The following is a 24942-nucleotide window of genomic DNA, read 5'->3' on the forward strand; positions in this document are numbered from 1 at the left end:
TCAATGTACACCAAAAAGATCAGTTCCACCGATAAAGAGTTCCACGATACCCCACCGCAATTCAAAGCTTTAGACCGCAAGCGCTTTTTCTACGTCGAATCTCACTTCAAACAGCTTATCACGCAAAACGTTCGCGGCAATGCCAATATCGTTTACATCATCGTCGCCTACGGGTATTTCAAAGCCACGGGGCAATTTTTTAATACTGCGATTCAAGAAGATGTTGACTATGTAGCTGGGCGATTGAAACTCAAACAAAGCTTTCATTGGGAAAGCTACAATACAAGCACCAGAAACCGCCATAGAGAAATGATTCTTGATGCGCTGGGTTTTAAGCCGTTTAATCAAACCTCCATTCAACCACTGTTGCCGTTGATAAGAACGGATGCACGTTCTCAGAAAAACCCTGATAAATGTTTTATTTCCGTTTGCGAATGGCTCTTTGAACATAAAGTCGAGACACCCGATTATAAAACAATCTGTGACACGGTGGAGTCGGTCTATAAAACGCATATCGACCAACAGATTGCCGTTGTTAAAAATAATCTCTCGAATGATAGCGCTCAAAAACTCGATGCGTTATTTGCAAAAGGAAAAAATACGTATGATGAAATGGAAACGTACAGACTTACGCTACTGAAGAAACTCAACCAGTCAACCAAAACGTCTAAAATTCGCGAGAATGTCGCAATTTACGATACGCTCAAGCCTCTCTATGATATTGCGCTACCAATCGTAAGCGAGCTGGATTTTACAAAAGATGGACTTAAACGCTACGCACTATCCGTTCACCGACGACAAGTCTTTCAGATTAATCGTTTGAAAGATCATGACCGGCACCTTCATCTTGTCATTTTTATCGCTCATCAATTTCAGCATCTGGTTGACATTCTGGTTGAAACGTTTCTGGCCTCGGTGAAAACAGCTGTGAACAAGGCCGAGAATCTTGCCAAAGAAGAATACTACAAACAACGCCAAGAACAATCTGGTCATACACAAACGTTAGTAAAGGATACGGTTGATTTAGTGTCGTTGATGGAAAAACTTAAAGAGACGCTGAACAACCCTACTCTGAGTGATTCAGAGAAAGTCGAAAAAGCGATTCGCTTGATAAGCCCGTCAAAAATGTCCATGGAAAACGTAAACTCTCATATAAAAGATGTCCAGGACGACTTAGATAAAATCAGCGGACAAGCTCTTGAAATGCTCTTTTTGGAAGAAGGCGCCACTTCGCTTCAGCTCAAGTGTAGCGATATCCTTCGGCGGCTCAATTTCGATTGCGACGTGAAAAGCAACAAGCTGCTAAAAGCAATATCGCAATACCAAGCAAAAAACGGAAAGGTTGATGATACATTCCCAGTAGGGTTTCTTACAAATTCAGAGTCCGGCTACGTTGACACGAAAGAGTCCTTCCGCGCGAAACTGTATCGCATTCTGCTTTACAAGCACACTGCCGCCGCCATTAAAGATGGCACACTGAGCATTGTTAACTCAAATCGTTACCGACAGCTAGAGCAGTATTTGATTTCGCGGGAATACTTTCAAAAAAACCGAGATCACATACTAAATTTAGCGGACATGGCTGATTTTAAAGATGTTAAAAAATTGGTTGAGCACTGGGAACTTGAATTGGATGCGCAATACAAGGAGACGAACGAGCACATATTGGAAAATTTAAACGAATATATTGAGACAGACGGTCTTGGCGGATTTAAGCTAACGTACGAACGAAATACTCGGGCAGAAGTCCTGCTAGAAATGGAAAGCGACGTCGCTCTGTTTCCGGATGATCAATACATTCGAATAGCAGAAGCGCTAAGCACAGTGAATGCCGCTTCAGGGTTTCTTGACGAGTTTGAACACAACAGTATCCGATACCGTAAGCCCAGACCTGAAGATAAAAATTTCCTGGCGGGAATAATTGCGCTAGGCGAACACTTGAGCGTGCCAAAATTATCTAAATTGGCGAGAGAGATTGAACTGGCAACTTTGGAATCCACGACCAATGGTTTTTTTACGCTTGAGAATTTGAGACGAGCAAATGATGCCGTTATTCGTTTCGTCAATCAACTTCCACTGGCCAAAGTATTCATTGGAGACTACGGCTTGCAGACATCGAGCGATGGTCAAAAATGGACGATCGCATATGAATCACTCAATGCAAATAAATCTTTTAAATACGGCGGACGTGACCCCGTTGTATCGGCCTATACGTTCATAGATATACGAGGGATGTTCCCTTACTCAATGGTGATCAGTGGTGCCGAATTTGAAGCGCACTATATGGTGGATGGGTTATTAAAAAATGATGTAGTGAAATCAGACCTTCACTCCACTGATTCTCACGGATACACGGAAGCCATATTTGGGCTTACACATTTATTGAAATTTTCTTTTGGGCCACGCATAAAAAACCCCGGCAAACGAGTTTTATACTCCTTCAAAACTCCCACTTTCTATAAGAAAAAAAGCTATCCGATCTTTCCAAAAGAGCGGATTAATAAAGATAAAATTATTGATAATTGGGAAGACGTTCTTCGTTTGTGCGCATCAATAAAGCTAGGCGAAGTTACGGCGTCTCAAATCTTCAAGCGATTGAACTCATACTCAAAAAACAATCCACTTTACGAAGCACTAAAAGCATTTGGAGGTATTCCGAAAACGTTGTTCTTGCTCCGGTATGCCGACGATGTGGGTATGCGCAAAGCTATCCACCGCCAGTTAAATAAAGGCGAGGCAGGGAATAAGCTTGATCGAGCGCTGGCCATTGGACGGGCAGATTATGTGCAGACAATTAAAGAAGATCAGGAGATCGCAGAGACCTGTAAGCGACTACTTAAAAATGTCATCGTTTGCTGGAATTTTATGTATCTCTCCAAACGTCTGTCAGAGGCCAAAACAGATGTTGAGTATTCCCTGTTACTTAAGAAGATTAAGGCTTCGTCTATGCTGTCTTGGGAACATTTTGTCTTTCATGGCGAATTTGATTTTTCACAGAACTCGCTAAAAGACTCTCAACAGATAGATCTACAAAAAATCCTTGATCCAGACCTGATCAAAGAATAATCGATCTTCGCCGCTTTGCAGGAGAGTGGCCTCCACTCTCCTCGTTTTTCCAAATTTAACACCGATTTTTTGCATCGTTCCGGGAAAAGAATTGTCGTATAACCTATTGTATTTAAAGGTTATTTTAGAAAACCTATAGTGGTTTTTCGAGTTTTGTTTAGGATTTCCCTATATTGAATCTGATCGCCGGGAACGACATGAGTCTGGCCGTAGAAAACGAGTGAAAGAAATCTATTAAAAACAATAAGTTATCCGATAAAGTGTAAAATTCTGGTCCCTATATTGTTGAAGACCCTATGTGGTAGATGTTTCGTAAAGTTTTATATCTGCGAAACTCATCAGCGATTACGGGCAAAAGGTCGTCCTGTGTACCAGGCGAAAGAAACCGTTAAACCACCTCTCGCTACGATTGAGCAGAGTGGATGTAGAGTTCCCTATATTACTGGATGTCCCGATTATGCTTTAGGGCGGTTCTACGGGTAGATTTGTAAGGGACGTTGCTTTGCCTGTTGATGGGGGACACTTGATTACTTCGATGTAGTTATAAATGCGTCCACAGGTTATCCTCAGTCGGCTATTCGAAGATAACTACTTCATCATACCTGGGGAGCGTGAGTAAGGTGACACCACTATTGCCCTCTTTCTCTTCCAGAAAAGGAAGTGTCTCATCTTCACTCCCCGCGAGATACTCAAGAATAATAGATTGCCCTACGAATTTTTGATCTATCGGAGCCGTGAGACTATCGTAGTGAATTGGAACTATTTTTGATGGCTTCAATACCCCTACAGTCTCATTCCAAAATGTATTGCGATACTCTTGAGTCTGCCCACCTAAACCACCGACACCCAAGAAGACTATGTCTGCGTGATAACCACGCAATCCATCAATTTCGTATCCTGCGCTCCCAATGATGGCTCCCAGAACATAAGCGGACGTGATTCTCCGCTCAGTGGGTTTATGTAGTTGATTTCCCTGTATTTTTTCTCGCCAGTTTTACAGGGAGTGAATTCGCTTCTTCTTCGCTGATTTGTGCCGCTCTTTGAGCTCTATATCAATGTACTTGTCGGTAATGGCGCTGGAGCTATGGCCTGCATCGTCTCTCACATGCTCTCTGGGCCTGGTTTTGACGTCTTCTGAGATACCTGTATGGCGCAGCCAATGCACGGTAGCACCCATCAGTGATTCGGCCTCCTCTGTTTGTTGCTGAGCAACCAGGCTCTGAATCGCCTTGTCGAAACAGTCTTGTACTATAGACCGTATGTGTGTGGTATTGGCCATAGGCCCTTGGCCCCGATGAACCGGAAGTAGTGGCGAGTCATCAGCTGGCGTGGGTAGTACCGATAACCCCCGAAACTTCCGCCAGCGTTTTAGCGCAGCCAGCATTGTATCGCTAACCGCTATTTGCCGCTCTTTATTGCCTTTTCCTACCGTGGTAAACCACCACAATCCATCGTTATCCTTGTGAAAGTCATTCATCGTGGGTGTCCAGCGGTCGCTAGCCGCCAACTCTGATATCCGTAAATACATACTGTAAAGCGCGGATAACATGAAGAGCGTTCGCTCATGAGATCCCGGGTTGTCTGCGGCCATCTGCTCAGCGGTAGTGATGACCACTTGCCACTGAAGTGGACTCAATCGACGTACTCTAGTTTGGCCCTGACGCTTCTGCACGAACTTACTTTTTTGCCGAATCAAGGCCACCGGGTTGCTGTAGACATATTCCTCTAACAGCAGATATTGGTAAAAACTACTGCAGATAGCCATCAGCTGTTTGATGCTGTTATTTGAGGCGAAATAGTCCTTTTTAGAGGGCGCTTCGCCCTTTTTGTGGGCAGATTTCGAGACCGTTGCCACGAAGGGTCGCCACTCGGGGTTTGGTCGGCGCTCACTTTCACTGTCAATAAAACGTGGCGCTTTCTTAACGCCGATCCAGGCGGCTGGTGGACGCTGACTAAACCGAATAAATTTCTCGATATCCTCTCGCTTCAGTCCATCCAGTGTGGTCAGGGCAATGTGCCAGGTCCATTGCAGCAAGTTTTCGACTTCACGACGGTAACTATTAAACGTTGCGGCGCTACCGGTGTACTGTTGGAGGAATTGCACAGCAATGGTGAAATCGCGACTCTGCGCTTCCGACAGGTCGTCGGGCGGACTCGCGTTATCGATATACTCCATGGCATCCAGGTATGCTAGTGGAGGCCGTCTCATGCTAGCGGTTGTCATCGGCTGCTCACGCTGATACATTTACCGTATTAATAATAGTTATCACAGTATATAGATAATAATAGGCAAGGCAATATGTATTCAGGAGTCCCTATATGACGCGATTGGTCTTTCTGTCGCCCACTGAAAAACGGAAATTCGACTCCCCTCCCGTCTTTACAAAAGAACAACGTCACGCCTACTTTGTCGTGACTGAGGATATTCGACGAACTCTGAGTCAGCTACGCACAACGACAAATAAAGTCGGCTTCCTTTTGCAGCTCGGGTATTTCCGGTACTGCGGGAAATTCTTTGTGCCATCTGTGTATCGCCGTAGGGATATCCAATACGTGAAGCGACTTCTCAGCGTCACAGATGAATTCAATTTCGATCGCTATCCTTCAGCCCGAATTTTACAGCATAGATCACGCATTCTGACACTGCTGGATTGGACACCTTTCGATGAGTCCAATGCTACATTGATTGCTGAACGCATCCAATTGTTGGCCCAGCAGCAATTGAAGCCAGATCAGGTATTTGTTGCTGCAATTGATTTTTGCTGGAAGCAACGCATCGAAATACCGACCTACCATCAGTTATCCACAGTGATTACGGACAGCTTCAATATCGTGGAATCCAGCCTGCTAAACACCCTGTCGTCAGAATTGCGCGAGGATGAAAAATCCTCGCTAGACGTATTGCTAGCAAATCCGAAGAATCACTGGCTACCTTTGCTCGGGCAAATCAAACAGGTTAACCAGTCATTGCGCGCCAAGGATATTCAGCAAAATGTCAACGCATCCCGGACGCTCAGAGATCACTTCGAACAGTTTCGATCAATTTTTGACGAGTTAAATTTGAACCAACAAGCCACAGAGTACTACGCTACCTGGGTACAGAAGGCAACGCTGACACAAGTGAAGCAGTTTCCCAATCCACAGAAACGTCACCTCCATTTACTGTCCTTCATCAAGCACCAGTACTATTTCCGCCAAGATGTCTTGATGGATATTTTCCTAAAAAGTGTCCGCACCGCTACGAATGGCGTTAATAAGAAGCTTGCTCAAAAAGAGCAAAAAACGCAGTCAGAGCGAAAGACTGCTATCCAAACAATCAACACGTCCCATAGAAATTCACGCCATCTACTGGACGAAATTACGCGTATTGTCCGATGCAAGGACCAATCAGATTCTGAGAGAATGGAAAAGATTGAACGTCTGATCGATGACTATGAGGCTCTGCAGGGAGATATCAAGACAGAGAAATTACAATTCTATGAACAACTACTCGATCAACACACAGAGGGTCAGCACTATTACGATACCCTGGAAAACCAATCTCTGCGCCTCCAGCGCAAGGTGTCCTCAGTGCTTAAGAATTTGGTATTCGATAAGGCGTCATCGGAGGAGCCGTTATTTGCAGCCATGACACATTTTCAAGTGACGGATGGTAATGTCGGACACTCACCACCTCTGGACTTCCTGCCAGAAAAGGAACAAGACATTGTCGCAGGCGATACCACATTCCGCACATCGCTGTACAAAATACTACTTTTTCAATCCGTTGCGGATGCGGTGCGCGCGGGCAAGCTTAACCTCCAGTATTCATACCGTTATCGCGCTATACAGGACTACCTGATTCCTACTGCACGCTGGCGGAAAGAAAGGGATCGCTTGCTGACATTGGCAGGCCTACAAAAATTCGCAGATGGCGCAAGCTACCTTGCGGAACTCAAAACAACACTAGAAAGCACATACCAGGCTGTCAATGGACGCTTTGGTGAGGGGAATAACACGTACCTATCTGTTGACGACTCTGGCTATGCCAAGGTCAGTACGCCCGGTACGTCATTTAGTGAAGACGGATATAATGGCACCCTATTGAAGGAGAACGGCATCGTTCCCATTTTGCGCGTTCTTCGGGACATTAACCGAACGAGCGACTTCACCCGCTACTTTAAACATCTAAGCCCCAAACACCACAAGCTCAAGCCGAATGTCGAAACGGTTCTGGCTGGTATTATGGGCATGGGCTGTAACATTGGTATTGATAAACTGTCCCAGATCTCTGTAGGTATCAACGAAAGCACGCTGAAAAACACCGTTAACTGGTGCTTTAGCCTGAAAAATATTCAGGCAGCGAACAACGTTATTATTGGCCAGATTGACAAGCTCGCTTTATCCAACGCGTTTCAAAAATATCCGGACCAGCTGCATACCAGCAGTGACGGGCGCAAGGTAAACGTTGGAGTAGATTCACTGCATGCAAGTTATTCATTCAAATACTTCGGCAAGGATAAAGGCGTCACGATGTATACTTTCATCGATGAGCGCCATGCCCTGTTCCACTCAACCGTGATTAGTGCATCCGATAGAGAGGCCGCCTATGTCATTGATGGCTTGATGCAGAATGAAGTCGTCAAGAGTGACATACACTCGACGGATACACACGGATTTTCTGAAGCCATATTTACGGCCACGCATATGATAGATACTGCATTTGCCCCACGTTTTAAGAAGATTGGCGAACAGCGGCTGTATGGATTCTCCAGCAAATCTACATATCAAAGGCGCGGTTACAGTATTGTGCCGAGTCGCACAATCAACCGGAAACTCATCCTCAAAAACTGGGATGACATCCTCCGCTTTATGGCTACGATTAAACTGCGCTATTCCAGCGCCTCGCAACTGTTCAAGCGGTTAAGCTCCTATGCGAAAGATCATCCGTTGTACCGGGCATTAAAGGAGTTCGGACGCATTATAAAATCCCAGTTTATACTGACTTACTATGATGACGTAGAGCTACGTCAGCGTATTGAAAAGCAACTGAATAAAGTGGAATTAGCCAACAGGTTTTCAGCGGCTGTATTTTTTGCTAACAACCAGGAATTCCAGGTAGGCACCAAGGAGGAACAGGAAATAGCAACGGCCTGTAAAGTGCTCATGCAAAATGCCATTGTCCTGTGGAATTACCTGTACCTGTCCCAACGGCTATCATCCACGGCTGATCCCGACGACAGGCAGGACATGCTCGAGGCCATTACCAGTGGTTCGATCATAGCCTGGGCACATGTCAATATGCAGGGGGAATATGATTTTACACGGCCCGCCGCTAATGATGATGTCTTTGATATGGCGAAAATTCTTGCGCTGAAACTGGGTTGACCTCTGGCTTTGATATAAGGAGAAGGACGAATCCTTTCAAGACAATGAGTTGGTTCCACTGATCAGAAAATCTCATTCATTCACCCTCGGCCCCCAGGTCCCAAGGCCGTAAACAAAAGTAAGAAACTGTTTTTGTTGCCTGGAGCGTACCATATATGGTACATTCAGCAGAATGATAGCACCTAAGAAAAAAATAACCGCTGTTTTTTACCAGCTCTCCAGCGGGAAAGAACCTGTTAGAGATTGGTTGCTTGGACTGACCCAAGAAGATCGGCAAACAATCGGGCAGGACATTATGGCAGTGGAGTTCGGTTGGCCTTGTGGTGAACCGCTGTGCAAATCCTTATCTGGCTATCCTGGATTGTGGGAGGTCAGAAGTAATATTAAGAGCGGGATCGCCCGTGTGTTTTTCTATATCGACAATTCAGAGATGATCCTATTGCATGGACTGGTTAAAAAGACCCAGAAAACACCGGACAGAGATTTAAAGCTCGCTCAGAAGCGGAAGACGGAGTATCAGAAAAATGGCTAAAAGAAACCCTCGAGCAGGTTCAAGTTTTGACGACTTTCTAAAGGCAGATGGTATCTATGAAGATGTTCAAAATGCCGCGATCAAAAAAGTACTGTCTGCAAAACTAGAAGCTGCCATGCTTGACCAAAATATTTCAAAAACCGATATGGCTAAACGCTTGAAAACCAGCCGTTCACAGCTTGATAGATTGCTTGATCCAGACAATGAAACTATAACACTTCAAACTGCTAGTAGAGCAGCGGCAGTGCTTGGGATGACCTTAGAAATCAACCTTAGCCCGATGTAAAGACCTGGGCCAGATTCGGCCAAAAGCATGCCCTATCAAGCGTCTCAGGAAAAGGTGGTGAGGAATCACTATAAATAAAATAGCTTAAGTGGGGGGAACGCAATATCTCGTCCCCTTATGCCCGCGGACCCAGAGCGGCACAAATCAGCGAAAAAGATGCGAATTCACTCCCTGTAAAAGTGGCGGGAAAAATTACTGGGAAATCAACGGCTTAAACCCACTGAGCGGAGAATCACGTCCGCTTATGTTCTGGGAGCCTTATAAGCACTGCACATTCAGCCGGCCTTACCAAGGGATCGCAGAATCCTCTCTGTGTGTTCGCCGGAACGCGGAACATCACCGACCTCCTGCTGGGTCGCACTGAATTTCGGCGCAGGAGCTGGCTGCAACAGGCCTTCACCCGCAACAAAGCACTCGCGTGCCCTGATGTGCTCGTCTTCCGCCGCTTCCGGCAGCGACAGTACTGGTGCGAAACAGGCATCGGTGCCCGACAGCAATTCGCACCAGTGTGACCTGGGTTTACTGGCAAACAGGACCGCCATTTTTTCTCGGGCGGCAGGCCAGGTCTTCTTGTCGTGCTGGCGGGCGAAGTCAGGATCGTCTTCAAACCCGCACAGGGCAATCAATTCTCGGTAAAAATTGGGTTCAAGGGCCTGTACCGTAATGTAGCGACCGTCCGAACAGGGGTAGCTGTTGCACCAGGGTGATGCCCCGCCGAAGAACGTTTCACTGGGGGTCTCGCTGATTGCGCCCTCCCCTCGCAGGCCCGCGATCAGGGTCTGGTTATAGATGGCACCGTCGCAGATGGCTGCGTCGATTACCTGCCCCTCGCCGGTGCGCTGCGCGTGCAGCAGCGCTGCCAGGATGCCCAATACCAACATATTCGAACCGGAACCGATGTCACCCAGCACTGTGGGCGTGGGATAAGGCGCATCGCCCGGCAGGCCGCCGTAGTGGAGAATCCCCGAGATGGCGAGGTAATTCAGGTCGTGTCCAGCCGCATGCGACAGGGGGCCATCCTGCCCCCAGCCGGTCATCCGACCATAGACCAGGGAGGCCTTTCGCTGATGCACGACCTCTGGCCCCAGCCCCAGCCGCTCCATTACACCGGGGCGAAAGCCCTCGATCAGCACGTCGGACTGCTCCGCCAACTGCAACACACTTTCCACCGCTTTCGGGTCTTTCAGGTCCAGAGCTATGGATTGTTTGCCTCGGTTGAAAAAGCCGTTCTGACCCACCTCAGCCGCGTTTTTGTTAGCGGCTGCGCGTTCAACCAGGATGACTTCCGCCCCCAGATCGGCCAGCATCATACCGGCGATCGGGCAGGGCCCGATACCGGCGATTTCTAAAACTTTGATTCCGGCTAGCGGTCCCACGTCTCTCTCCTCAAGGCGTTGGTTGTATGGCCTACCTGGCCTGCATCACCGTGGCAGCATCCAGGCGCAGGACCCGGCCATTCATATAGCCATTCTCCGCTAGGAAGGCGCAGGCGTGGGCGAACTCATCCACCTCGCCCATGCGCTTGGGCGCCTCGCACATCGCGATCAGTGAGTCCTGCACTTTCTGGTCCAGCCCCTTCACCAGAGGTGTTCCAAACAGTCCCGGGGCAATTGAATTCACCCGGATACCCAGGGGGCCGAGTTCGCGGGCAGCGGGAATATTCATGCCATTCACGCCCGCCTTGGACCCACTGTAGGCGCTCTGGCCGATCTGGCCTTCAAAGGCTGCGCCGGAAGATACGTTCACAATCACACCGCGCTCACCGTTCTCGTCCGGCTCGTTCCTGGCCATCTGCTCGGCGCACTTGGCCATCACGTTAAACACGCCCATCAGGTTTACGTTGATCACCGTAGCGTACTTTGCCAGGCTGCTGGCCTTGCCTTCCCGGTCGAGGATCTTGCAGGGCAGCGGAATACCGGCGGCATTGACATCCATGTGGATGGCGCTGAACTTGTCCATGATGGCGGCGATGGCGGCATCAATGCTCTCCTCAGAGGTCACATCAGTCTGGCAAAAGATGGCGTTGGCCTCGCCCAACTCCTCTACCATCGCCGCGCCCGCCTCCTCATTCAGGTCCAGCAGGGCAACCTTTGCCCTCTTCTCGCCTACCATATAGCGCGCAGTGGCCTGGCCCAGGCCGGAAACACCGCCGGTGATTACTACAACCTTGTCTTTCAGTTCCATGTTTCCTCCTGTAATCCGGGTTAGCGGAAAGCCTGTTCGCCTGTCAGGGCCCGGCTGATGATCAGTTTCTGGATTTCCGTAGTGCCATCGGGAATGGGACTGACAATAGCCTCTCGCGCCAGGCGCTCGACGATGAACTCCTTGGTAACACCATTGCCACCGTGGATCTCCACGGCATCCCGCGCCGCTGTCACTGCGATTTCAGTGCCAAACCACTTGGCCATGGCACACTCTTTGTCCGCCCGCGCTCCCCGCTCCACCATATCGATGGCGCGATAGGTCAGCAGCCTGGCGGCGTCAATCTTGGTCGCCATGGTGGCGATCTTGTCGGCGATCAACTGGTGGCCCGCGATCAATTTGCCGTGCTGTTTGCGTTCCTGTGAGTACTTGATGGACTCGTCCATCGCGCGGCGCGCCACGCCAACGCCCCACATGGACATGTGACAGCGGGCGTATTCGAAGATTTTCAGCGTGTTTTTCAGGCCTTGACCACGCTCGCCAATGGTGTTGCTGACAGGCACGCGAACATCGGACAGGAATACCTGGGAGGTGGACTGGCCGTTCAGCGCCATTTTCGGGATCCCCACCGTTTCAAAACCGTGTTCCTCACGGTCGACTAGGATATGGGTAAGCTCCCCTTCCCCTGTAAGACATGTGCAGATAAACACATCCGCATACTCGCCGTTGGTAATCCAGGTCTTCTCGCCATTGATCACCCAGTGATCACCCTCGAGCACTGCACGAGTCTTGACCGCGGCCACGTCTGAGCCCACGTCCGGCTCCGATATCCCGATGGCAATAAACTTGTTGCAGGCCAGGATATCGGGAATATATTTCTGCTGGATTTCCTCGGAGGCGGTCCGCCGCAACAGTTCCGCGCCGCAGGCATTAATAAAGCCGGGAATGGCGATATCCAGTGAAGTATAGGCTACTTCCTCAAATACCATCAGGTGAGTGAGCCAGTCCATGCCGAAACCGCCCCACTCCTCACCGAATGGCGCCTTGGTCATCCCGAACTCAGTCAGGGCCTGAACCCAGCCCTGCATTTTCTCCCGGGGAATAAAACCCTCGCCGTGTTCACGGAAAGCCGGTTCGATCTCATTATCGAGAAACTTGCGCAGATTCTCGATAATCATCTGCTGTTCTTCGCTTCGTTGGAAATTCATCGTTAATTCTCCTTTACTGCTTCGAGAGTATGCTTACTGCGGCTGTAGCCTCTTCCAGGCCGACCAGGCCACCACCGTTTTCCTGTACCGCGATCCGCGCACCTTCAACCTGCCGCGCGCCGGCTTCGCCCCGCAGTTGGGTCACCAGCTCAAAAATCTGGCCGAGGCCGGTGGCACCAATGGGATGCCCCTTGGACTCCAGGCCACCGGAGGGATTGACCGGCACCCGGCCGCCGATGGTGAAGTCACCGCGCTCGGCGGCGGGGCCGCCCTCGCCCCAGGGCACCAGTTGCAGGTTTTCCACCTGGATAATTTCGCCCATAGCGGTGGCGTCGTGTACTTCAACCACGCTGACATCCTGCGGTGACACGCCAGCCTTTTCGTAGGCCTCTTTCGCGGCCAGGGCGGTAATGTGTTGTTCGTAGTCCTCGGCCGCGCGACTGGTTCCGGAGCGGAATACGCTGCTGAGCAACCTGACCGCCCGGGAGGCGTCGCCCTTGAGCCGCTTCAGACCCTCGGCGTTGCATAACACTGCCGCAGCAGAGCCATCAGAAATGGGCGCGCACATGGGCAGGGTCAGGGGGTAGGTAATCGGGGGAGCGGCCAGTACCTCTTCCACGGTGTAGGGAATCTGGTACTGGGCCAGGGGATTGTGTACAGAATGGGTGTGGTTTTTGGCACAAACCGCAGCGATCTGCTCCTGGGTGGTGCCGAAGGTCTTTATGTGCTGGCGGCAGAAGGCAGCGTACACATCCATGAACATGCTGTAGGGCTTGCCTGATTGGGAGCCTTCCGGGGGGGTTATGCCCTCCCCCATTTTCAGCAGGTACTCCTGGTTTGAATCAACCGTGGTCACATCCCAGGCAGAATCAAATGCGGCGAACATTTTTGCCTTGTCATGGGTGAACATTTTCTCCGTACCCACCGCGATAGCGACATCACAGCTGCCGGCGCGGATGGCCTGGGCCGCCAGGTACAGGCCCGAGGTGGCGGAAGCGCAGGCGCCCTCCACGTTAAAAATGGGAATGCCCTCAAAACCCATGGAGCGCAGGGCTACCTGGCCGGGCACCATGTGCTGGTCCTGCAGGAAGCCGATCACGCAGGAAGCGAAAAAGGCCTCGCCTACCTCGTTCTTGTCGGCTCCGGCGTCGCCCAGGGCCATCTGCACCGCCTCGGCGGTCAGGTCCTTGTAGCTCTTGTCCATGTGGCGACCGAAGTTGGTCATGCCAACTCCGGCGATAAGAATATCTGTCATTTCACTCTACCTCTGTGTCTGATTCTTGTCTTAGCGTTCGCGCTCAACGACCCTGGAACTCAGGCTTGCGTTTCTCGGCAAAAGCAGCCAGGCCTTCCTGCATATCCCAGGAGCGCTGGTGTTTGCGGAACTCGTACATCTCGTGCAACAGGGCATCGTCGCGGGTCTTGTCGGCGGCGGCGTTGGCCACCGACTTCATCCGGCGCAGGGCGATGGGACTCTTGGCGGCGATGTGCAGGGCCAGTGCCTGAGCGGCCTCCTGCAAATTTTCATCGGCCACCACCTCGTTGACGAAGCCGTAGGTTTTCATTTCCTGGGCTGACAGGGTATTGCCGGTAAACAACAGGTACTTGGCGACATTGTGGGGCACGATACGCGGCAGTACCGCGGCACCGCCCGCCCCCGGGTACACCCCGAAGTTGGCGTGTGCATCGCCGATCTGGGCGCTCTCTGCGGCCACTACAAGGTCGGCGCACATGGCAGTTTCCAGGCCTCCGGCCATGGTGATGCCGTTGAGGGCAGCGATAACAGGCTTGGGGAAGTCACGCAGTGGGTTCAACACGTTGTCGCACAGGCGATCGAGGAAATCCGGCTCACCCGGGGGCACATTGAGGCTGTCCTGCACCTGCTTGAGGTCAGCGCCGGCGCAGAAGGCTCTGCCCATGCCGGTGATAACCACCACCTTGATAGCGTCATCAGTCAGGATCTGTTCCATGTACTGCTCGTACAGGGCAATCATATCCAGGCTGATGGAGTTCATGGCATCGGGACGATTCATGGTCAACCAGGCCACTCCATCCCTGTTTTCGTACAAAAGGGCAGCGTCACTCATTGGAAAACTCCTGATACTGGCCCGTTTATGGGCCGTCATTGTTCGCGGAAACCCACGCCGGGCATCACTCCTGCACTCTCGGAATACTATAAGCGCTCGGGGCTGCCGGCCCCTTGTCATCAGAGCTTAAATAGTTGTCTGGATGATAGTTGTTGACGGGAGATTTGTGAGTCGATTCGGGCGAATTGGTGGTGAGAAAAAAACGGCACCTGCTGCCTCGGCAGCAGGCGCCGGAAAGGACTTAAAAGTTATAGCCGAGCGACAGTCCGTAAACGCGGGGCTCTTCAACCCAGCCTACATACACACCCGGGCTCAACGGCGCGTCAACCGAGGCGGTATAAGTGGTCTCGTCAGTCAGGTTACGGCCGTAAAGGACAACTTCCCAGGTACCGTCCAGGGACATCAGGCCGATGCTTGCATCGATCTTGGTGTAGGAATCCTGCAGCGCGTTTTCGTCGAGGTCACCGTCGAGGTAAAACTCATCCTTGTAGTTGACGTCGACGTGAATGTTCAGCTCCACAGTATCGAAGGCATAGGTGTAATCAGCATAGAGCGATGCGCTGTGCTCCGGTGCAAAGGCGCCGCGCTCGCCGGCCAGGTCCTTGGTGCCTGCGCCAGCGGAGTTCGGGCAGGTACCCAGGCCAATCTCGACAACGGAACAACCCGCCCCCGGATACGAATCGAACTCGTGATCGAGGTAGGCATAGCTGCCGCCGATTTCCAGTGCATCGGTAGCGGCGAACTGCGCTTCGATCTCGATACCCTGGACGGTCAGCTCCGCCGCGTTGCCTACGACAAAACTTGTGCCACCCCAAGAAGTAACCTGCAGATCTTCCAGCTCAGATCTGTAAATGGCTGTCGCGACGCGCGCACGGCCATCCATGAAGTCCTGTTTTACACCCAACTCCCAGGCAGTCACGGCTTCGTCTTCAAACTCGTGACCGGGTCGAGACGAGCCATCGGGATTCGCTGTATCCGGGCTGAAATTGAAGCCGCCAGACTTGTAACCTTCCGAATACGAAAGGTATGCCATTCCGGTGTCACTGTATTCCCAGCGCAGGCGAGCAGAGGGGTCAAAATGACTTTCATCACGCTCGTCTTCAAAATAGGCAGCGTATCGATCCAGGCTGCCGGCATGTGCCGCGGCCGCAGCTGTCGCACCGGCATCGCCAGTAGCCACCATGACATTGGTCAGGTATTCAATAAGATCTGCGGACCCGGCAGTAATGTCAGGAGTCACTATATCGTTTACTTGCCCTGGTGCGCCCTGGCCGATGGTAACCAGCTTGGTCATTTCCTTCTCATCTTCCGAGTAACGCCCGCCAAGATCGAGGCTCAGGGTATCGGTGATGTCGAAAGTGACTTCACCGAAAATTGCCATTGTCGTGGTGTCCTGGTCGAAATCGGTCAGACCGGACGATGTGTCTGTCTCACCAAACGGTGTCACGAAAATGGTGGGGACTAGCCCGCCAAATGTGCCATCGATGTGAGTACCTTCGTCCAATTCCAGCTCCTGGTCCTCGTAGTAAACACCCGCGATAAAGTTAAACCGGCCATCCCAGTTTGTAGCAACACGGATTTCCTGGCTGAACATGTTCAGCTTTTCCTGGTCGATATTCTCGATGAAGTTGGGAGGCAGGAAGTCCACATCATGGTACTGCTCGAATTCAAAGTCAGATATGCCGGTCAAGGACGTTACCGTGTAGTCACCGACATCCCAGTCGATTTTCACAGAGAAGGCGGTCGAAGTCGTGTCCTCGGTATCACCCCTGCCCCACTGCAGGTTGCCTACCCAACTTTCATAGTCATCGCCTCCGGGTGCATCGGCCGCCGCAAATTGACCACCAGTAAGTGCGGCAGAGAGGGCCAGAGTGCTAGCCGGGGGCAGGCGGTCATCAATCGTATAGGCGTTCATTTCCTTGCCGGTACTTTCCATATCCACGTGTGACGCCTTGGCAACAATCGACAGGTTGTCGGCTGCATCCCAGGCCAGTGTCAGGCGAGCCATCTTGTTGGTTTCTTCCTGCTCATCGGTGTCCCGGAACCTGTTATCCATGTAACCATCGGAGTCTTCCTGGCGCAGCACCAAGCGGGCCGCAACACTGTCGCTCAGACTGCCTGATACGATGCCAGTGTAACGTGTGGTGGACTGCTCAGGCTCAAACGCGGCCTTGATGGACCCGTTGAACTCATCGCCGACGACCGGATTGGCTGTTTCCACCTTGATAGCCCCGGCCACGGTGTTCTTCCCGAACAGGACACCCTGGGGACCGCGCAGAACTTCCACTTGCTGCAGGTCAACCAGGGACTGAGTGAACTGGCGGCTACGGGACTGGTAGATGCCATCGATGTACATGCCTGCGGATTGCTCGAAGCCCTTGTTGATACCGGAGCCGACACCGCGAATACGGATGTTGGTTGTCTGGGCACCGCGGCCAATCTGCAGGCCGGGCACCTTGCCGGAAAGCTGCTCCATATTGGAGATACCCTGGGACTCCATGGCCTGCCCGGACACAGCGGTGACAGCCACTGGAGCATCCATCAGGGTCTCAGTCCGCTTACGGGCTGTAACTACCACTTCTTCCAGGCTCTGTGCCTGGGCGGGCACCGACTGGTAAAGCAGTACCTGTGACACAGCTACTGCCAGTGCCAGTGGTTTGGTTTTGACAGAAATGTTCATGGATATCCTCTCTTTGCGTAGTTATAGGAGCGATCTGCAAATATTCGCAACGCCCCACTTTTGGTGGATAATTTGCCTGCCAATAACACGCTATCAGGGGGCAGAGTACTTGCCCTAACAATTAAAATTATTGCCTGAAAAGTACATCAAGCAGTTTTTTTGCCGGTTGCCTTTCTTCGCGCTGCTTTCTTGCGGGGAGCTTTTCTAGCTGCCACCTCCTTCGCTGGGCGTCGTTTAGGTGGCGTAACGTTCGCTGCCAGCAAATCCGCGTAACTCTGCTCAATACATTCGGTCAGGAATTCCGGGTCGGGCACGATCTCGCGGCAGGCCGTAGGACTGATACAGATTTCGCCGTCGTAACTGGTGACAGCGACAGTCAAGCCCATGCCATCGGTACACGGTGCAACAATCGACCAGTACCGCATCCGGGCGCCCTTGAGGTAAAGGGGCACGTTGGGGCCAGGCACGTTGGAAACAGCGACATTGAACAGGCGCTTACCGGTGCCACCGGCATCCAGTCCAATCCGTGCGATCAGTTTGCCCGTGGCCGCCAGCAGCGATGCGGGGATATGTTTGTTGATATCCGTCAGATCGTTGGCGCCGATGGCGTCCACGATGCTCTTGGATCGGGCTGTATTCTCCTGCACAAATGCCAGGCGCTCTTTCGGGTCGACTATGTCGGTGCCGATGGCGGCGCCCATAAAGGTGATATTGTTTGCACCGGGTTCCGCGTCTGGCCCAGGGCGCGTATTCACCGGCATCATCGCCACCATTGTCTCCCCGGGCAGTTCACCGTGGTGGTCCAGGTAGCGGCGCAGAGCGCCTGCAACGATGGTCACAACCACATCGTTGATGGTACTGTCGGCTACGGCCTGGCGCATCCCCTTTAGTTCGTCCAGATTGAAGCGCGCAGTGCAAAAAATCCGGAAAGGAGAAACCCGCCCGTCGAACCGGGTTGTGGGCACTTTGCTTCCCGAGGAATGTTCTTCAAAGGGATGCACCGCCCTCTGCTCCACTACCTTGAGCAGTTTTCTCCCGGCCTTTGGCAGCAAATTCGACAGTGGCCGGGCCAGTCGCATCGGCGAACTGGCATTGTTCCACCACGCCCGGGTGGCCATCTCCACGTGGCTGGGGGTGCGGATGTGACTGGTGACATGCTCACCACCGGCTCCCGGCTTCTTTCCCCTGGCGTCCAGATCGTGCAAGGCCCAGGTCATCTGCGCTGCTGCGGTACCATCCACCGCCGCGTGGTGCATACGGGTGAGAATGGCAAAACTGCCGTTGGGCAACCAGTCGACATTGTCCAGCCCCTCCACCACATACATCTCCCACAGGGGGCGATTCATGTCGAAGTGGGGCTTGGTCAGCCGCGAGGCCAGGATACAGAACTGGCGCCAGTCGCCAGGCTTGGGCAGGGCCACGTGGAATACGTGGTTCTCAATACGGAAGTTCTCATCTTCCACCCAGTAGGGATAGTCCAGAGCCAGGGGCACCTGCTTCAGCTTCTGGCGGAATATGGGCGAGGTAGAGGTTCGCGACTCAATATGCTCCAGGATTTCCTTGAAACGCAGATGACCGCCACCCGGAATAGTCGACTGGTCATACACATAGATCATGGTACCGCCGGTGCTGGCGCGGTCCGTATCCAGGTAGATGAAGGACGCATCCTGCCCTGATAATTGCTTGAGCTCACTCATAGGCTAACTTACCCGACCTTGCGGCCGGCCTCGCCCCAGTATTTTTCCCGGACATTGCGACGCAGTACCTTGCCCACCACACTCATGGGGATCTCTGAGACGATATCGATGGTCTTGGGGGTCTTGTAACCACCCAATTCGTTGCGCACGTGCTCGATCAGCTCAGCGGGATTGGCCGATGCCCCTTCTTTCAGCATGACCTCCGCGTGCACTGCCTCACCCCACTCCTCGTGCGGAACACCTACCACCGCAGACATCAGTACTGCCGGGTGGCTGTTGAGGGCAGACTCCACCTCGTTGGCGTAGACATTGAAACCGCCGCTGATGATCATGTCCTTCTTGCGATCGACGATGTGGAAAAAACCGCGCTCATCGATGCGGCCTATATCCCCGGATTTCCAGAAGCCGTCCTGAAACTCGGAAGCGGTCTGCTCCGGATCGCCGAAGTAGCCCGATACAATGGCGCGGGAGCGCAACCAGATTTCACCGGACTCTCCCCGCGGAACGGGGTTGCCGTCGTCGTCCATGATCTCCAGTTCGGTAAACGGCGCCGGGCGTCCAGCGGAGGCCAGGTGCGATTCGTCGCCGTCCTCACCCACCAAATGGTCGGTCTTACTCATGGACATCGCCACACCGAAGTGCTCAGTGGAGCCGTAAACCTGGATGAAATTATTGCCGAATGCTTGCTGTAACTCCGCCAGCTTGCTGGGGCTCATGGGAGCGGCCCCGTAGAACATGTTCTCCATGGTTGCCAGGCGCGCCCGCCCTTCTTCATTCATATCCAACAGGCGGTATAACAGGGTCGGCACGGCGAAGCCGTTGGTGATGCGCTCGGCGGCGATATTGTCGCACCAGGCTTCCAGGTCAGGCACATTCATGGTCACGGTACAGCCACCCTTAAACAGGGTCGGGCCGAACATCATGCCGCTGCCGTGGGTGATAGGCGCCAGGTGAATAAAGCGGGTTTCCGGGCTCCAGGCGGGATCAGGCAGGGCCCAGTAGGAATCCCGGCAGGCCAGCCAGGTGTCGGCAGAATACATGGCGCACTTGCCGCGACCGGTGGTGCCGCCAGTGAAGCGCATGATCACCACGTCCTCGCGGTCGTCGATCACCACGTTGGGGTTGCTGTCGTCCACCTGCTCCAGCAACTCCCAGAACAGGTGCACGCCAGAGTACTCTTTTTCCGGCGTATCCATCGCCACAATGGTGACCTGGCGCTCGCGCAGCATCTCGTAGTGGCTTTTTAGCAGGTCGGCTTCGATGAACACCACCTTGGCGTTGACCGTATCGACCTGGTAGGTGTGGTCGTCCAGGCTGTCGCGGTAATTGGTATAACACAGGGCCTTGCCGGCTTTTACCGCGGTGAACCAGTGAATCAGGGACGCATTGTCGTTATCCAGGATCACCACCGCGTTGTCGCCGCGCTGCAGGTCCAATTTGTGGCGCATCATGTTAACGATGCGATTGGTCAGCAGATGATACTCCCGGAAGGTATAGCGCCGCTGGCGCTCGATATTTACCAGGGCTTCACGATCTGCGAAGGCATCCGCGAGACGCTGACTAACAGTGCTGAAATTCATTCTCATGGCAACCTTTCCCTATGACCAGCCGCAGACCCGGCGGCACACCGTTTCTATAAGGTCCATGGGCAGCGGCAGGAACGCCGCGATGGGATCGCCGGCGATCGCCGCGGCGATTTCAGGCAGCTTCGATTCAGGGATGTCGTGGCGGGCGAAGTCGCGGGGATGCCCCGTCGCTTCGAGCAAGCCGCTGATTGCAGCTGCGCAGGCCAGGACAGCGTCTCGACCCTCGCCCTCAACGCCGAACACGCCCTTCAGGCGATCGGCAACCGGCACGTAGAAGTCAGCGAACTCCTCCATCACGATGGGCAGTAGTACACCGTTCGCCTCGCCGTGGTGGATATGACAGGCCGCACCAAAGGCGTGAGCAAAATTGTGCACCGGCACAGCCCCAAAATCGTTCACTACCGCGCTGCAGGCCATGGCGCTGGCATTGAGCATGGCCTGGCGCGCCAGCAGGTTCGAACCATCGGCTACCACTTTGGGCAGGTTCTCCAGGATGATCTTCGCGCTGGTCTCAGCGTGGGCCAGGGTGAAATCCCCCGTGTTCGGATGTCCCATAATCTCTACAGCGTGAGTCAGGGCGTCCATACCGGTGGCGGCGGTCAGCATGGGCGGCAGGCCGGTGGTCATGTGCGCATCCAGTACCGCGATATCCGACTCCAGGTAGTGGCTTACGATCAGGTGCTTGATGCCCAGATCCTTGTTGTAAATCACAGCACCGTTGGTCACTTCAGCGCCGGTACCGGCAGTAGTGGGCACCGAGATATGCGGTACGCCCATATACTGCACTTCCGGCCAGTGCATCATCTTCACCGGCGACTTCAACAACTGGGCCACGCTGTCTACCCCGGAGTACATGGCGAGCTTTACCAACTTCACCGAGTCGAGTACGCTACCGCCACCCACGGCCAGCAGGCCATCGGCGCCGGTAGCCCGCGCCATCTTCAGACACTCGTCGATACAACCGGATTCCGCATCCGGTGCGGTATCGGTAAACACGCTCGCCAGGCGAACTCCGCCAGGACCGCGTTGCTCGTCAAACAGGGCCGCGACCTTGTCGACAATTCCCACATCTTTCAGGCCCTGGTCACTGACCAGGAGAACGTTTTTACTACCCAGGCCGCTGAACAGGCCGGGCAGGCGAATGACAGTGCCGGGACCCGCGTGGATCATGCTCCGCTGCCAGTATTGAAATGCGCCAGTGCTGGACATCGTTTTTATCCTCTCAGGGTGATCGACCGGTTTACTCAGACGCTGCGATGCACCAGGCCATACATGGCCTTGGCATTCGGGTCAGTCTCGAAACTGGTCACATAGTTTTTGGTTTCCAGGTAGCCTTCCATGGACGCGATATTGATCTCCCGTCCGTAACCACTCTGCTTGATACCGCCGAAGGACATATCACCGCTGATGGCATGCCAATCGTTGACCCACACGGTGCCCGCTTCCAGGCGGTGACTGACGGACTGGGCGGCAATGGGGTCACCGGTCCAGACACCTGCGGACAGCCCATAACAACTGTCGTTGGCCATATCGATGGCGTCTTCGACATCGCTGTACTTGATAACCGATAGCACCGGGCCAAAGATCTCCTCGTTGTAGATTTTCATATCGGGGGTAACATCAGTGAAGATGGTGGGCTGTACGAACATTGAGTCGGGGAACTCTTCTACCGACAGCGGCCCGCCACCACAGGCGACTTGGGCGCCTTCGGCCTTACCGGATTCGATATAACCCAGCACTCGCTCGTAGTGCGCTCGATAGGCCATGGGGCCCAGGGTGGTTGCCGGGTCGAACTGGCTGCCGGCCTTCATCTTACCGGCCAGTTCCGCCATGCGCGCCACCAGTTCATCGTGTATGGACTCGTGAACAAACAGACGGGTGCCGGATATGCAGATCTGCCCCGAGCCCAGCAGGAAGCCGTAGGTCGCCCCCCTGGCCGTCAGTTCAATCGGCGCATCAGGCAGTACGACGCCGGGGCCCTTGCCGCCCAGTTCCAGGGTCACCCGCTTCATGGTATCGGCGGCTTCTTTCTGGATCATGGCACCGGTGCGACCAGAGCCGGTGAAAGAAATCTTGGCAATCCCCGGGTGGGAAGACAGGGCGGCTCCCACGTCCGGCCCAAGCCCAGTCACCACGTTGACGACACCCGGGGGCAGCAGGTCCTGTATCAGCTCCATTGCCCGAACTACCGCCAGAGACGCAGTCTCGGCAGGCTTGATGATCACAGTATTGCCCGCGGCAATCGCCGGCAGCATTTTCAGGAAGGCCAGGAACAGGGGGCCGTTCCAGGCGGTAATCAGGCCGCAAACCCCAAGGGGCTGCTTGACGATTTTCACATCGTGGGCTTCGGGTACAGCACGCACCGGGGGGTACTCGACGAATGGATAGCTCTCCAGGTTCTCCGAGAATATCTGCACAAACTGCATCACTGCGGGGATATCAAAACCCTGCAGACGGGTCACCGACAGCCCGGTACACTTGGCTTCAAGGCCCAGCAATTCCTCCATATTGGCCCCCAGCACCAGCGCCATACGGGCAATGATATTGGCCCTTTCACTGGTAGCGGTATTTTTCCAGCTCTTGAATGCCTCGCTTGCCGCTGCCACAGCCCTATCGACATCTGCACTGTTACCGGCGGCGGCCTTGCCGATCACCTGCCCCATAACGGGATCAATGAGATCTAAATACTGGCCGGAAGAAGGAGAAACAAACTCTCCGTTAATGATGTGGTTCTGGGTGGGGATGCTCACGTAGACCTCTCTCTGGAGATTGGTGTGTTATTCGTTGTGTAGGCTAAACCCAAGCCGGACACACTACTTGGCCCTAAAAACAAATAACCCGGTAAAACTGTCAGAGCGTGCCACCTGTTATACCTCCCCCTGTGCCGAACCAGGCTCTGAACAAAAGGTCTTTTTCTTTTTTTTTCAAGTTGTTATCCTGCAGTGTGCGGTGATGAGATACTGATAACGAGGAATTTCCAAGAGGATGAGCGAGACCACCTCGGCCACTACGATCGCGTCCTATACCATGGCGATTCATATGGCGCTGGAAGCAAATGGCTTCGACGCTTCGGAAGTATTCAGGGCGGCAGGCTTGAGTGACACCCCGAGCCAGGATCCCCTTGAACGCTATACCACGGCCCAGATGGCCACCCTGTTCCGTGAGTCTGTCAAATCCACCGGAAACCCCGCATTTGGTCTCACCGTAGCGCGCTTCCTGCACCCCTCCAACGTGCATGCCCTGGGCTATGCCCTGTTGGCCAGTTCGAGCCTGCGGGATGCTTGTGAAAGGCTGGTCTACTATTTCCGCATAGCCAGTAACCAGGGCGTTTATCGCATTGATGAGTCTGAAGATCGTTACTGCCTGGTTCTGGAGGAGATCGCGGACGGTGTCGCCTATGAAACCATCGACACCTGGAACGCATTCGTCATCCGCGTTTTTCGGATGATCTACCTACCCGATTTTGCGCCTATTTCAGTCTCGCTCGCACGCCCCCGACCAGAGGGCTACGAAGACCTGTATACGACAAGCTTTCACGTTCCGGTGACATTCGACACCACCACTTGTGAAATCTGCATGGACCAGGCTGTCATGGACATTCCGCTACGGGGCGGTAACCGCGAGATTGCCAGTGAACACGACAAGATCCTGCAGAGCTATATCGCCGCACTGGACGCGGAGGACATCGTCAACCGGGTCAAGCGCGTCATCTTGCAGAAACTGCCGTCGGAAAACTGTACCAAACAACAGGTGGCCAGCGAACTGGCCATGAGCCCAAGTGCACTGCAGCAAAAGCTGGCGGCGCGGGAATCCAGCTTCCAGGACCTGCTGAACCAGGTGCGAAAGTCCCTCGCACTGGACTATATGGAACAATCCCGGGTGAGCATCACCGAGATGAGCTTTATGCTGGGCTTTAACGATACCAGCAGTTTTACCCGGGCTTTCCGCCGCTGGACCGGCAAGTCACCCCGCGACTACCGTCGGGAAAAAGGGGTGGAGTAAGCGTGTAGGGGCTCACCTACGGCGCGCCTCGCTTCCCGAGCCCGCTCCGCATAGAATTGCGGATGCTACATATGGCATGGAGCTACAAGCAAACCGAAGAAACAAAAATGTTACCCTTTTGGCCAACACGGGCTTCGCTTCTGTTTGAATGCGTTATCTTACGCAATCGGTTAGATACGGACCAGCGGGGGCATTTGAACGAAAACCTACGGTTTTGAATCCCGAGACCACGTCGTAACCGTAGGTTTCTGTCCAATAGCCTCTATCCACTTAATTTGAGATACGACCG

At 53.3% G+C, this 24942-nt stretch carries 16 protein-coding genes; 5 read left to right on the forward strand and 11 right to left on the reverse strand.

The genetic code is table 11. The features are described 5' to 3' along the window. Positions 1–3 precede the first annotated feature (3 nt). Positions 4–3066 (forward strand): Tn3 family transposase, encoded by a 3063-nt coding sequence (locus tag ACGHM3_RS22250; RefSeq protein ID WP_345426552.1) that lies wholly within the window; start codon positions 4–6, stop codon positions 3064–3066. A gap of 994 nt (positions 3067–4060) precedes the next feature. Here the strand turns inward: ACGHM3_RS22250 and ACGHM3_RS22255 are convergent. Further along, a complete protein-coding gene (locus ACGHM3_RS22255) occupies positions 4061–5275 on the reverse strand; it encodes a site-specific integrase (RefSeq protein WP_123035844.1) in 1215 nt (404 codons plus the stop codon). A gap of 110 nt (positions 5276–5385) precedes the next feature. On the opposite strand from ACGHM3_RS22255, the gene ACGHM3_RS22260 reads away from it, so the two are divergent. The 3 genes from ACGHM3_RS22260 to ACGHM3_RS22270 all read left to right on the forward strand — a co-directional run bounded on the left by ACGHM3_RS22260 (position 5386) and on the right by ACGHM3_RS22270 (position 9251). Then, positions 5386–8433 carry a Tn3 family transposase gene (locus ACGHM3_RS22260; protein ID WP_123035799.1) on the forward strand — a complete coding sequence of 1016 codons (3048 nt, stop codon included), beginning with the start codon at positions 5386–5388 and terminating at the stop codon, positions 8431–8433. 172 nt (positions 8434–8605) lie between these two features. Further along, on the forward strand, positions 8606–8965 hold the full coding sequence (locus ACGHM3_RS22265) for a type II toxin-antitoxin system RelE/ParE family toxin (RefSeq protein WP_123035800.1): 360 nt from the start codon (positions 8606–8608) through the stop codon (positions 8963–8965). Next, positions 8958–9251 (forward strand): helix-turn-helix transcriptional regulator, encoded by a 294-nt coding sequence (locus ACGHM3_RS22270; RefSeq protein WP_123035801.1) that lies wholly within the window; start codon positions 8958–8960, stop codon positions 9249–9251. The genes ACGHM3_RS22265 and ACGHM3_RS22270 overlap by 8 nt, the downstream gene beginning before the upstream one ends. A 275-nt stretch (positions 9252–9526) precedes the next feature. On the opposite strand, the gene ACGHM3_RS22275 is transcribed toward ACGHM3_RS22270, so the two are convergent. From ACGHM3_RS22275 to ACGHM3_RS22320, 10 genes are all read right to left on the reverse strand, one after another. Next, complete coding sequence (locus ACGHM3_RS22275) at positions 9527–10627, reverse strand: CaiB/BaiF CoA-transferase family protein (RefSeq protein ID WP_027951052.1); 1101 nt, start codon at positions 10625–10627, stop codon at positions 9527–9529. Positions 10628–10658: 31 nt separating this feature from the next. Then, a complete protein-coding gene (locus ACGHM3_RS22280) occupies positions 10659–11435 on the reverse strand; it encodes an SDR family NAD(P)-dependent oxidoreductase (protein ID WP_345426562.1) in 777 nt (258 codons plus the stop codon). Between the two features lie 20 nt (positions 11436–11455). Then, positions 11456–12601 carry an acyl-CoA dehydrogenase family protein gene (locus ACGHM3_RS22285; RefSeq protein ID WP_345426564.1) on the reverse strand — a complete coding sequence of 382 codons (1146 nt, stop codon included), beginning with the start codon at positions 12599–12601 and terminating at the stop codon, positions 11456–11458. 13 nt (positions 12602–12614) lie between these two features. Beyond that, the gene (locus tag ACGHM3_RS22290; protein ID WP_345426566.1) at positions 12615–13856 is read right to left on the reverse strand and encodes a thiolase family protein; all 1242 of its coding nucleotides are present in this window, start codon (positions 13854–13856) and stop codon (positions 12615–12617) included. Between the two features lie 43 nt (positions 13857–13899). Continuing rightward, positions 13900–14688: an enoyl-CoA hydratase-related protein gene (locus ACGHM3_RS22295; protein WP_345426568.1), complete on the reverse strand. Its 789-nt coding sequence runs from the start codon at positions 14686–14688 to the stop codon at positions 13900–13902. Positions 14689–14929: 241 nt separating this feature from the next. After that, complete coding sequence (locus tag ACGHM3_RS22300; RefSeq protein WP_345426570.1) at positions 14930–17368, reverse strand: TonB-dependent receptor; 2439 nt, start codon at positions 17366–17368, stop codon at positions 14930–14932. Between the two features lie 146 nt (positions 17369–17514). Next, on the reverse strand, positions 17515–19065 hold the full coding sequence (locus ACGHM3_RS22305) for a wax ester/triacylglycerol synthase family O-acyltransferase (RefSeq protein ID WP_345426572.1): 1551 nt from the start codon (positions 19063–19065) through the stop codon (positions 17515–17517). Positions 19066–19073: 8 nt separating this feature from the next. Continuing rightward, positions 19074–20651 carry an AMP-binding protein gene (locus ACGHM3_RS22310; protein ID WP_345426574.1) on the reverse strand — a complete coding sequence of 526 codons (1578 nt, stop codon included), beginning with the start codon at positions 20649–20651 and terminating at the stop codon, positions 19074–19076. Between the two features lie 12 nt (positions 20652–20663). Further along, positions 20664–21860, reverse strand: coding sequence for an iron-containing alcohol dehydrogenase (locus tag ACGHM3_RS22315; protein ID WP_027951045.1), 1197 nt, complete (start codon positions 21858–21860; stop codon positions 20664–20666). Positions 21861–21895: 35 nt separating this feature from the next. After that, positions 21896–23401, reverse strand: a complete 1506-nt coding sequence (locus ACGHM3_RS22320) for an aldehyde dehydrogenase (protein ID WP_035528815.1) — start codon at positions 23399–23401, stop codon at positions 21896–21898. Positions 23402–23636: 235 nt separating this feature from the next. Here ACGHM3_RS22320 and ACGHM3_RS22325 point away from each other — a divergent pair, with 235 nt between their 5' ends. Continuing rightward, positions 23637–24653 (forward strand): AraC family transcriptional regulator, encoded by a 1017-nt coding sequence (locus tag ACGHM3_RS22325; protein WP_345426581.1) that lies wholly within the window; start codon positions 23637–23639, stop codon positions 24651–24653. The last annotated feature ends 289 nt before the right edge of the window (positions 24654–24942 follow it).

The sequence above is a fragment of the Halioxenophilus aromaticivorans genome (genome assembly GCF_042850945.1).
GTDB classification, from domain to species: Bacteria; Pseudomonadota; Gammaproteobacteria; order Pseudomonadales; family Cellvibrionaceae; genus Halioxenophilus; species Halioxenophilus aromaticivorans.

What these genes read in the sequence shown, in the direction of transcription:
- ACGHM3_RS22250 (WP_345426552.1), top strand. Translation starts at nt 4, where the DNA reads ATGTACACCAAAAAGATCAGTTCCACCGATAAAGAGTTCCACGATACC.
- ACGHM3_RS22255 (WP_123035844.1), bottom strand. Translation starts at nt 5,275, where the DNA reads ATGAGACGGCCTCCACTAGCATACCTGGATGCCATGGAGTATATCGAT.
- ACGHM3_RS22260 (WP_123035799.1), top strand. Translation starts at nt 5,386, where the DNA reads ATGACGCGATTGGTCTTTCTGTCGCCCACTGAAAAACGGAAATTCGAC.
- ACGHM3_RS22265 (WP_123035800.1), top strand. Translation starts at nt 8,606, where the DNA reads ATGATAGCACCTAAGAAAAAAATAACCGCTGTTTTTTACCAGCTCTCC.
- ACGHM3_RS22270 (WP_123035801.1), top strand. Translation starts at nt 8,958, where the DNA reads ATGGCTAAAAGAAACCCTCGAGCAGGTTCAAGTTTTGACGACTTTCTA.
- ACGHM3_RS22280 (WP_345426562.1), bottom strand. Translation starts at nt 11,435, where the DNA reads ATGGAACTGAAAGACAAGGTTGTAGTAATCACCGGCGGTGTTTCCGGC.
- ACGHM3_RS22285 (WP_345426564.1), bottom strand. Translation starts at nt 12,601, where the DNA reads ATGAATTTCCAACGAAGCGAAGAACAGCAGATGATTATCGAGAATCTG.
- ACGHM3_RS22290 (WP_345426566.1), bottom strand. Translation starts at nt 13,856, where the DNA reads ATGACAGATATTCTTATCGCCGGAGTTGGCATGACCAACTTCGGTCGC.
- ACGHM3_RS22295 (WP_345426568.1), bottom strand. Translation starts at nt 14,688, where the DNA reads ATGAGTGACGCTGCCCTTTTGTACGAAAACAGGGATGGAGTGGCCTGG.
- ACGHM3_RS22300 (WP_345426570.1), bottom strand. Translation starts at nt 17,368, where the DNA reads ATGAACATTTCTGTCAAAACCAAACCACTGGCACTGGCAGTAGCTGTG.
- ACGHM3_RS22305 (WP_345426572.1), bottom strand. Translation starts at nt 19,065, where the DNA reads ATGAGTGAGCTCAAGCAATTATCAGGGCAGGATGCGTCCTTCATCTAC.
- ACGHM3_RS22310 (WP_345426574.1), bottom strand. Translation starts at nt 20,651, where the DNA reads ATGAGAATGAATTTCAGCACTGTTAGTCAGCGTCTCGCGGATGCCTTC.
- ACGHM3_RS22315 (WP_027951045.1), bottom strand. Translation starts at nt 21,860, where the DNA reads ATGTCCAGCACTGGCGCATTTCAATACTGGCAGCGGAGCATGATCCAC.
- ACGHM3_RS22325 (WP_345426581.1), top strand. Translation starts at nt 23,637, where the DNA reads ATGAGCGAGACCACCTCGGCCACTACGATCGCGTCCTATACCATGGCG.